The organism is Actinomadura napierensis (assembly GCF_039529375.1).
In the GTDB taxonomy this organism is placed as follows: domain Bacteria; phylum Actinomycetota; class Actinomycetes; order Streptosporangiales; family Streptosporangiaceae; genus Spirillospora; species Spirillospora napierensis.
This window is the reverse complement of sequence record NZ_BAAAMR010000069.1, coordinates 48,067-56,340: the sequence shown is the minus strand read 5'-3', so window position 1 is coordinate 56,340 and position 8,274 is coordinate 48,067. Positions and strand designations below refer to the sequence as shown.

The following is an 8,274-nucleotide window of genomic DNA, read 5'->3' as shown; positions in this document are numbered from 1 at the left end:
CCGTGGGCCGCGGCCGAGGCCGCCCGGCTGGACGAGCGGCGCCGCGGCGGCGCCGAGCGCGGCGCCGAGGCGATGCTCGCGCTCGGGGCCGCCGCTGAGGCCGTCCCCGACCTGGAGGCGCACGCCGCCGCCGAACCGCTGCGCGAGGAGGCGTGGCGGCTGCTGGCCCTCGCCCTCTACCGGGCGAGCCGGCAGGGCGACGCGCTGGCCGCGCTGCGCCGCGCCCGCGCGACCCTGACCGAGGAGCTCGGCGTCGACCCCGGCCCGGCGCTGCGCGACCTCGAAGCGGGCATCCTCGCCCACTCCCCGGACCTGGCCGGCGGCGCGGAGCGCCCCGCCCGGCCCGTCGTGCGTCTGGCGCCCCCGGAACCGCCCGGCGCCGTGTTCGTCGGGCGGGCACGGGAACTGGCCCGGCTGGACGAGGCGGCCCGCGCGGCGGAGGCCGGGCGCGGCGGCACCGTCCTCATCAGCGGCGACGCCGGCATGGGCAAGACCGCCCTCACCGAGCGGTTCGCCCGCCTGCTCTCCGGACGGGGCTGGACGTCCGCGTGGGGGCGCGCGCCGGAGACCGGCGGCGCGCCCGCCGCCTGGCCGTGGGCCGAACTGCTGCGCGACCTGACCGCCACCGCCCCGCCCGCCGCCGGCCTGGCCGCACGCCTCGCCCCCCTGCTGGACGACACCGCCACCGGACGCGGCGACACCGATGTCAGCGCCGGCCGGTTCCGCCTGCACCTCGCAGTCGGCGACTACCTCGCCGGCCTCGCGGAGGACGCGCCGCTCCTGCTCGTCCTCGAGGACCTGCACTGGGCGGACGAGGAGACCCTCGCGCTGCTCACCCGGCTCACCGGACGGCTCCGCGACCGGCGCGTGCTGCTCGCCGCGACGTTCCGGCAGACCGAGGTCCCCGACCCGCTCGCCGTTGCGCTCGCGGTGCTGGCACGGCAGGAGCCGGCCCGGATCGAACTGCCCGGCCTGTCGGCCGCCGAGGTCGCCGCACTGGTCCGCGGCATCTGCGACACCCGGCTGGGCGACGCGGAGCTGTCCGCCATCGCCGAGCGGACCGGCGGGAACCCGTTCTTCACCCGGGAGACCGCCCGGCTGCTGGAAGCCGAGGGCCTGCCCGCCGCGACCCGCCGGGTGCCCGCCGGGGTCGGCGACGTGCTGCGCCGCCGCATCGCGCGGCTTCCCGAACCCGCCCAGGCCGTCCTGCGGGACGCCGCCGTCGCCGGCCGCGACGCCGGCCTCGACGTGCTGGCCGACCTGTCCGGCGACGAGGACGCCGTGATCGACGCCGTCGAGTCCGCCCTCGCCGCCGGTCTGGTCACCGAGCCCGCCCCCGGGCGGATGCGGTTCGCGCACGCCCTCGTCCGCGACACCCTCTACACCGGGCTGTCGCGCGCCCGCCGCACCCGCCTGCACGGCCGCGTCGCCGCGTCGCTCGAACGGCACAGCCCCGACGAGGTCGCCGCCATCGCGCACCACTACCTGGAGTCCGGGACGGCACCCGACCGGGCCGTCCGGTACGCGCGGCGCGCGGCGGAGGCGGCCGAGGCCCGCTACGCCCACCGCCTCGCCGCCGACCTGTGGGTCCGCGCCGCCGAGACGCTGCGCGCCCGGGGCGACGGCGCCACCCGCGAACGGCTGGAGATCGAGGCCGCCGCGATCCGCGCGACCGCGCTGGCCGGGCAGGTCGTCGACGCCCGGGACCGGCGCCGCCGCGCCATCGCCGACGCGCGCGCGTTCGGCGACGTCCGCCTCCTCGCCCGGATCATCGCCGCCTTCGACGTGCCCACCCTGTGGACCAGCCGCGAGTACGGCCTCCTGGACCGGGAGGTCATCGAGGCCGCCGGGCACGCCCTGGCCGGCCCGCCCGGCGACGATCCCGCGCTGCGCGCCCGCCTCCTGACGACCCTGGCGATCGAACTCGAGGGCGAGCAGGACGACCGGGGCGCCGCGGCGGCCCGCGAGGCCGTCGGGATCGCCCGCGGGCTCGGCGACCCCGCCCTGCTGGCCGCCGCGCTCAACGGCGGCTACCTCAACGGCTACCGCTCCGCCGAGGGCCTGCACGACCGCCGCCGCATCGCCGCCGAACTGCTCGCCCTCGCCACCGAGCACGAGCTCCCCGGCTACCTCGTCCTCGCCCACCTGCAGTCCCAGCAGGCCGAGGTCGCCTCCCTCGACCTCGCCGCCGCCCGCCGCCACCTGGACGAGGGCCGCCGGCTCGCCGAGCAGTACGGCCTCCCGCTGCTGGCGATGATCGCCGACTGGTACGGCGGCCTCGCGCACACGTTCGGCGCCCGCTTCGAGGAGGCCGAACGGATCTACACGGCCGTCGGCGGCGCCATCGGCAGGACCGGCATCTGGAACAGCGAGCGCGGCATGATGCTCGTCGGCGCGTTCTGCCTGCGGTACGTCCAAGGGCGCGCGGGCGAACTGGCCGGCGAGACCGCCTGGCTGAGCGCGCAGTGGCCGCACGTCGCCGCGACCGCCGACATCCACGTCCTGGCGCTGGTGGCGGCCGGCCGCATCGACGAGGCCCGCCGCGCCGCCCCGGCCGACCCCGCGCCGGTCCGCCGCGACTACTTCTACGACCTGGTCATGGCGATCCGCGCCCGCCGCGCCATCGCGCTCGGCGACCGCGCCCTCGCCGCCGCGGCCTACGACGCGCTGCTCCCGTACGAGGGGCACATCACCGGCGGCGCCACCGCCGTCGCCACCATCGGCCCCGTGGCGCAGATCCTCGGCGACCTCGCCCGCTTCCTCGGCCGTCCGGCCGCGTCCGCCCACTACCGCAAGGCCGCCGAAGTGGCGGACCGCCTCGGCGCCCCGTTCTGGGCCGACCAGGCGCGGGACGCGCAGGCCCTGGCGGACGCTCCCGCCGTCTGACCCGGCCGCGCGCCCGGGCGATGGCCCGGCGACTCGGGCCGGTGGGCGACAATTGGGAGGTGGACACGCTGGGAGAGACGCAGGGCGGGGCCGCGCCCGAGGGGTACCGATCCGGGTTCGCCTGCTTCATCGGCCGGCCGAACGTGGGGAAGTCGACCCTGATGAACGCGCTGGTCGGCACCAAGGTGGCGATCACCAGCAGCCGGCCGCAGACGACCCGGCGGGCGATCCGCGGGATCGTGCACCGGCCGGACGCGCAGCTCGTCGTGGTCGACACCCCCGGCCTGCACAAGCCCCGCACGCTGCTGGGGGAGCGGCTGGACAGCCTCGTCCGCTCCACCCTCACCGAGGTGGACGCGATCGGGTTCTGCGTGCCCGCCGACCAGCCCGTCGGGCCCGGCGACAAGTACATCGCGCGGGAGCTGGCGGGGGTGAAGAAGACGCCGGTCGTGGCGATCGTCACCAAGACCGACCTGGCCGCGCCCGAGCAGGTCGCCGAGCAGCTGATGGCGGTGGGGCGGCTCGGCGAGTTCGCCGACATCGTGCCGTGCTCCGCCGAGAACGGCTTCCAGGTGGACCTCGTCGGCGACCTGCTGATCTCCCGGCTGCCCGAGGGGATGCCGCTGTACCCGGAGGGCGACCTCACCGACGAGCCCGAGCAGGTGCTCGTCGGCGAGCTGATCCGCGAGGCCGCGCTGGAGGGCGTCCGCGACGAGCTGCCGCACTCGATCGCGGTGGTGGTGGACGAGATGAACCCGCGCGAGGGCCGCGACGACCTGATCGACGTCTACGCGCACCTGTTCGTCGAGCGGTCCAGCCAGAAGGGCATCATCATCGGGCACAAGGGCGCCCGGCTGCGCGAGGTCGGTGCGGCGGCGCGCCGGCAGATCGAGGCGCTGCTCGGCACCAAGGTCTTCCTGGACCTGCGGGTCAGCGTGCTCAAGGACTGGCAGCGCGACCCGAAGCAGCTCCGCAGGCTCGGGTTCTACGACTGACCGGGGCGGGCGCTCAATCCTGCTCCGGCTGCGGGGTGGGCGGCGTCCCCCCGGAGGGCCGGTGATCGGGGCGGGCCTCCTCCGGGTGCCGGCCCCAGGCCTGCGCCTCCTCGGGCCACGCGGCGCCGGTCTCGGCCCACTGCGGCTGCCCCGCGTACTGCTGTTCCGCGTACGGGTAGCCCCCGTACTGCTGCTCGGCGTACTGCTGCTCGGCGTACTGCTGGTGTGGACGCGGCGCGCCGGCCTCCCTGGACCCGAGGCGTTCGGCGATGGGGCGGACGAGGCTGAACGCGGTCAGCAGCAGGCTCGCCGCGACCGCCAGGAACCAGCCGTACCGCAGGCTGACCTGGTAGGTGAGGTCGAGGCCGGTGTCCGGCATGCGGTCGGGCACGTCGCCGAGCCGCAGCACGAAGATCCCGCAGGTCAGCAGCGACAGCACGGCGGGGATCGCGGCGAGCGCGCCGATCCGCTGGTCGCGCGCGACCAGGTTCCAGAACGCCATCACGATCGCGACGACGGCCAGCACCGGGACGGCGAGGACGATGTTGTCGGCGTCGATGCCCGCCACGCTGCCCCGGTCGCGGACCAGCGAGCGCCCGAACAGGTCGAGGACGATCTGGGCGTGCGCCCACGGCAGGAACGCCGACACCACCAGCACGGCGGCGACCCCGATCATGGCGAAGTCCCAGCCCGCGCGGCGCGGCCCGGACGGCGCGGGCGGCACGGGCGGCGGGCCGTCCTCGGCGGGCACCGCCTCCGGCGGGTCCCCCTCGGGCGGCAGGAAGGACGGGCGCGGCCGCGCGCGGCCGGCGTCGGAACCCAGGTCACCGGTCATGGACCCAGCGTAAACGGCGCGGCCGGGTTCCCCGGGACGGCCACGGCGGCGGCGCCGGGTCGGTACTTTGGAGCGGAGTCCGTTTTGGGAGGGAGAGCCCCGGTGTTGCTCGTTTTCGGGCTGACGGTCGTCTTCCGCACGGTCGGCGAGGGCACGTTCCACTGCCCGCAGTGCGGCGGCGACCGTGCCTACCGGAGGCGGGCCGCGCGGCGCTGGTTCAGCCCGTTCTTCGTGCCGCTGGTCCCGCTGTGGCGGCTCGGGCACGCGGTGGAGTGCCGCACGTGCCGCGGCCGCTTCCCGGTGTCGGCGCTGCGCGCGCCGACCGCCCAGCAGATGGCGGCGGCGCTGCCGGCGGGCATGCGCGCCGCCGCGGCCCTGGTGCTGCGCTCGGGCGCCCCGGAGGACGAGGCGGCCCGCGCCCGCGCCGTCGAGACGGTCACCCGCTACGGGGAGCCGGACTACGACGACGACGCGGTCGACGCCGATCTCGTCGTGGCGCCGGTGTTCCTCGGCCAGGAGGTCGAGCAGGCGGGCGCCCACCTCGCCGTGGAGGCCAAGGAGTGGTTCCTGGCCGACGCCGTCCGCATCGCGCTGGCGGACGGCCCGCTGGACGAGGGCGAGCGGCAGGCGCTGCACGCCGTCGCCGAACTGCTCGGCATGTCCCGCGCGTACGCGCTGGGCGTGATCGTCACCACCGAGGGGGCGTCCCGCTGACATGGACCCCGCCGATCCGTCCGCCGGCACCGGAACCGCCCTGGTGCGGCCGCCGGGGCCGCGCCTCGCCGAGGGCATCGTGACCCACATCGGCCGCCGCCCGGTCGACACCGCGCTCGCCGCCCGCCAGCACGAGGCGTACGTCGCGGCGCTGCGGGCCTCGGGCCGGCGGGTCCGGGCGGTGCCGCCGGCCGACGACCATCCGGACGCGGTGTTCGTCGAGGACACCGTGGTGGTCTGCGGCGACCTGGCGGTGATCGGCAGGTCCGGGGAGACGCGGCGGCGGGGCGAGGCGTCCGGCGCTGAGCAGGCCGTGCGCGAGCTCGGGCTGCGGATCGAGCGGATCAAGGCGCCGGGAACCCTGGACGGCGGCGACGTGCTGTGCGTCGGCGACACCGTGTACGTGGGGCGCGGCGCGCGCACCAACGAGGAGGGCATCTGCCAGCTCGCGCACCTGCTGGGCGGGCGGCGCCTGGTGCCGGTCGACACCCGCGGCTGCCTGCACCTGAAGTCGGCGATGACGGCGCTGCCGGACGGCGGCCTGATCGGGGTGCCGGAGCTGGTGGACACCTCGGTGCTGCCGTTCATCCGGGTCGTCCCGGAGCCGGCGGGCGCGCACGTGGTGCTGCTCGGCCCCGACCACGTGCTGATGTCGGCGTCCGCGCCGCGCACCGCGGCGCAGTTCGCCGCCGACGGGCTGCGGGTGACGAGCGTCGACATCAGCGAGTTCGAGGCCCTGGAGGGCTGCGTGACCTGCCTGTCCGTCCTCGTCCCCTGAGGCGGCGGGAACGGGAATGCGCGGTGTGCCGCGGGCCGTTGGAAGAGACGGCGGAGGCCCCCTGTTGTCTCAGCATCCGGACGTTGGTTTCCGTAACCGAGACGTCGTCTGTTACGTTGGCGGACGTGTTGCGTGAGCTGCTCCTCCTTAGCGGCCGCAGCGGGGGCCTGTAAAAGGTCGGCTCCCTCGCTGCGGGACTTCGTTATGGACGTCGGCCGTGAGGTTCGAGCAGAGAGAGCACATCGGATGTATCCGCAACAGCAGCCTTCCGGAATGCCGTTCCAGCGCTACCGGGCGTTCACCCCCATCAAGCTGGCCGACCGCACCTGGCCCGGCAAGGTCATCACCGAGGCACCCCGCTGGTGCGCGGTCGACCTGCGGGACGGCAACCAGGCCCTGATCGACCCGATGGACGCCCACCGCAAGCTCCAGATGTTCGAGCTGCTGGTACGGATGGGCTACAAGGAAATCGAGGTCGGCTTCCCGGCGGCGAGCCAGACCGACTACGACTTCGTCCGGCAGATCATCGAAGAGGACCGGATCCCCGGCGACGTGGTGATCCAGGTGCTGACCCAGGCGCGGCCGGAGCTGATCGAGCGGACGTTCGAGGCGGTGCGCGGCGCCAAGCAGGCGATCGTCCACCTGTACAACTCGACCAGCACGCTGCAGCGCCGCGTCGTGTTCGGGCAGGACAAGGACGGCATCACCGCGATCGCGGTGGAGGGCGCCAAGCTGTGCGCCAAGCTCGCCGAGGACATGGGCGACACCCGGATCTACTTCGAGTACTCGCCGGAGTCGTTCACCGGCACCGAGCTGGAGTACGCCGTCGAGGTCTGCAACGCGGTCAACGACGTGTGGAAGCCCACCCCCGACAGGAAGGTCATCGTCAACCTGCCGGCGACCGTCGAGATGGCCACGCCGAACATCTACGCCGACCAGATCGAGTGGATGAACCGGAACCTGGCCTACCGCGACTCGGTCGTGCTGTCGCTGCACCCGCACAACGACCGCGGCACCGCCGTCGCCGCCGCCGAGCTCGGCTACATGGCCGGCGCCGACCGGATCGAGGGCTGCCTGTTCGGCAACGGCGAGCGCACCGGCAACGTGTGCCTGGTCACCCTGGGCCTGAACCTGTTCACCCAGGGCGTCGACCCGCAGATCGACTTCTCCGACATCGACGAGATCCGCCGGACGGTCGAGTACTGCAACCAGCTGCCCGTCCACGAGCGGCACCCCTACGGCGGCGACCTCGTCTACACCGCCTTCTCCGGCTCCCACCAGGACGCCATCAACAAGGGCTTCGACCACCTGAAGCGGGACGCCGAGGCCGCCGGGAAGCCGGTGGAGAAGTACACCTGGGAGGTCCCGTACCTGCCGATCGACCCGCACGACGTCGGCCGCACCTACGAGGCCGTCATCCGGGTCAACAGCCAGTCCGGCAAGGGCGGCGTCGCCTACATCATGAAGACCGAGCACGCGCTGGAGCTGCCGCGCCGGCTGCAGATCGAGTTCTCCCGCGTGGTGCAGGAGCACACCGACGACCAGGGCGGCGAGGTCACCCCCGAGCGGATGTGGGAGATCTTCGAAGCGGAGTTCCTCGGCAACGGGCCGCGCGTCGGGCTGCTGGCGCACCGCGCGACGTCCCGGGTGGACGAGAAGGACGTGCTCAGCTGCGACGTCCGGGTGGACGGCGAGATCCGCGAGATCGAGGGCGTTGGCAACGGCCCGGTGTCGGCGTTCGAGGACGCGCTCGCCGCCGTCGGCATCCGCGTGCGGGTGCTGGACTACGCCGAGCACGCGATGAGCGCGGGCGGCGACGCGCGCGCCGCCGCCTACGTGGAGTGCGACGTCAACGGCACGTCGGTGTGGGGCGTCGGCATCGACGGCAACATCGTCACCGCCTCCCTGAAGGCCATGCTCTCCGCGGTCAACCGCGTAGCGCGGGGCTAGTTAGCCCAGGGGGGCGACCCCCTGGAACCCCCGTCACTGTGTTGGCCCAGGGGGGCGACCCCCTGGAACCCCCGTCAACGGTCGACAGGCTGTTTCACGCTCCGCTGGCGCTCCGC

At 74.8% G+C, this 8,274-nt stretch carries 6 protein-coding genes; 5 read left to right on the top strand and 1 reads right to left on the bottom strand.

Annotation, left to right across the window (positions count from 1 at the left end; all coding sequences use genetic code 11):
- Together ABD296_RS31960 and era are read left to right on the top strand one after the other, a co-directional pair.
- Positions 1-2,886: ATP-binding protein (locus ABD296_RS31960; RefSeq protein ID WP_344275680.1), on the top strand; the 2,886-nt coding region annotated here is incomplete at its 5' end.
- Positions 2,887-2,945: 59 nt separating this feature from the next.
- Positions 2,946-3,881 (top strand): GTPase Era, encoded by a 936-nt coding sequence (era, locus tag ABD296_RS31955; protein WP_344275677.1) that lies wholly within the window; start codon positions 2,946-2,948, stop codon positions 3,879-3,881.
- Between the two features lie 13 nt (positions 3,882-3,894).
- Here the strand turns inward: era and ABD296_RS31950 are convergent, their stop codons facing one another.
- Positions 3,895-4,716 (bottom strand): hypothetical protein, encoded by an 822-nt coding sequence (locus ABD296_RS31950; protein WP_344275675.1) that lies wholly within the window; start codon positions 4,714-4,716, stop codon positions 3,895-3,897.
- Positions 4,717-4,818: 102 nt separating this feature from the next.
- On the opposite strand from ABD296_RS31950, the gene ABD296_RS31945 reads away from it, so the two are divergent.
- From ABD296_RS31945 to leuA, 3 genes are all read left to right on the top strand, one after another.
- A complete protein-coding gene (locus ABD296_RS31945) occupies positions 4,819-5,430 on the top strand; it encodes a TerB family tellurite resistance protein (protein ID WP_344275672.1) in 612 nt (203 codons plus the stop codon).
- A gap of 1 nt (position 5,431) precedes the next feature.
- The gene (ddaH, locus tag ABD296_RS31940; RefSeq protein ID WP_344275669.1) at positions 5,432-6,208 is read left to right on the top strand and encodes a dimethylargininase; all 777 of its coding nucleotides are present in this window, start codon (positions 5,432-5,434) and stop codon (positions 6,206-6,208) included.
- Positions 6,209-6,454: 246 nt separating this feature from the next.
- Positions 6,455-8,158, top strand: a complete 1,704-nt coding sequence (gene leuA / locus ABD296_RS31935) for a 2-isopropylmalate synthase (RefSeq protein ID WP_344275667.1) — start codon at positions 6,455-6,457, stop codon at positions 8,156-8,158.
- Positions 8,159-8,274: the final 116 nt, after the last annotated feature.